Annotated in this window: 3 protein-coding genes; all 3 read left to right on the forward strand. The window is 69.1% G+C overall.

The genetic code is table 11. The annotated features are described in order from the left end of the window. A partial coding sequence (gene terL, locus ABZ454_RS38785; protein ID WP_359544127.1) for a phage terminase large subunit occupies positions 1–743 on the forward strand: 743 nt, incomplete at its 5' end. A gap of 251 nt (positions 744–994) precedes the next feature. Next, positions 995–1336, forward strand: a complete 342-nt coding sequence (locus tag ABZ454_RS38790; protein WP_359544128.1) for a hypothetical protein — start codon at positions 995–997, stop codon at positions 1334–1336. A gap of 30 nt (positions 1337–1366) precedes the next feature. Next, a partial coding sequence (locus ABZ454_RS38795) for a hypothetical protein (RefSeq protein ID WP_359544129.1) occupies positions 1367–1760 on the forward strand: 394 nt, incomplete at its 3' end.

Consider the following 1760-nt stretch of genomic DNA (forward strand, 5'->3'; position numbering starts at 1 on the left):
GGAAACGCAACTGGTGGCGCCGCTACAGCGTCCCGCTGTGGTCACAGCACCCCGACCACCCGGACGCCTACCTGGTCGAGGAGTTCGACCAGATCGTCATGTCCTGGGACATGACGTTCAAGGACACCAAGTCGTCCGACTTCGTCGTCGGTCAGGTGTGGGCCCGCAAGGGCGCGAACGTCTACCTCCTCGACCAGGTCCGCAAGCGCCTGACGTTCACGGACACCCTCGCCGCGTTCCAGGCCATGGTGAAGCGCTGGCCGCAGGCCACCGCGAAGCTTGTCGAGGACAAGGCGAACGGCACGGCCGTCATCAACACCCTCAAGAGCAAGATCCCCGGCATCATCGCGATTACCCCGACCGAATCGAAGTACGCCCGGGCCAACGCGGGCGCCCCGATCATCGAGGCCGGCAACGCGTTCCTTCCCGCAACGGAGATCGCACTGTTCGACACCGAGGAACTCGTTGACGAGGCAGCGGCGTTTCCCAACGCCACCCACGACGACCAGGTCGACGCGACGAGCCAGGCACTGGCGTACCTCCTGCTCGACCAGACCGGTGCCCTTGCCTGGATCAACCACTACCGGGCGAAGGCCGAGGCCGCCCAGGCCGAGACCGACCCGGAACCCGAGGCGGAACCGGATACGCCGGCCAACCCGAAGCTCGACCCGGGCGACGCCATGTCGGAGGACCCGGACGCCATCCGGAAACGCATGCGCGACGCCCGCTTCCGGGACCAGTGATGACCCAGAGGAGACCCCGCGATGGCAGTGCTACTCGGTAGCAGCGTGCCCTTTTCCTGTCCGGCCTGCGCAACGCCGATGGCGGTCCCTTTCGAAGAGGTCCGGTCTGACGGTGACGTCCTCACCCTCGAACTCGACCTCGGCCCCTTCCACACCCACATCGCGACCGCCCACAACGACCGCCCGGAGGCGACATGAACGAGCCGGCGCCCACAAGGCCCGCCTGCGCGACGTGCAGTGCTGACGCCGTCGTGAACTGGCAACGCCGCCCCACCGAGGCGGAGATCGCCGACGTCATCGCCGCAGAGGAGGCCCGCCGCGCGGTCCTCCTCGTCCTGGCCGACCCGCAGCTCCCGCCCCCCGAGTTCGGGCCGCTCCCGACCGGCGACGGTATGACCCGCACCGTGTACGCGTGCGGGGCGCACGCCATCAGCCTGGACGGCGCATCCCTCGTCCATAAGAGCACCTGCACGGCGCCGAACCCGGCGGACCTTCCGGGCTGCAACTGCGTCCCCGAGCCGTCTGTGCCGACACCGCCCGGTGAGGCCACCCCGCCCAACCTGCTCCCCGACCACTGGGTCGTCGGCGCCTGATGCCCACGCCGTAGATAGGAGGCACCGCCGATGAGCCTCCGCGACCGTCTTGGGAAGGCGTTCGGTACCCGGGCGCCGGCCGACATGAAGGCCGGCGAGGAAATCGCCGGCATGACCCAGACCCGGCCGTTCTCGCCGGGCCAGCCGATCAACCCGTACGACGGCTACAGCCGTACCCCCCGCACCCACGACTTCACCACCGGCTACAACATCCGCAGCCGGCCGAAGTCGAACGAGCGCGTCTCCTTCGACACCATCCGCGGCCTCGTCGAGTCGTACGACGTCGCCCAGATGTGCATCTGGCACCGCATCGACTCCATCCGCGCCCTGGACTGGTCCCTCGTCCCCGCCCGCGGCTTCCGCGGCGACGCGGACGCAGCGATCGACACCGGCATGGCCGTCCTCGCGAAGCCCGACCGGCAGA

The organism is Streptomyces sp. NPDC005803 (assembly GCF_040630435.1).
In the GTDB taxonomy this organism is placed as follows: Bacteria; Actinomycetota; Actinomycetes; order Streptomycetales; family Streptomycetaceae; genus Streptomyces.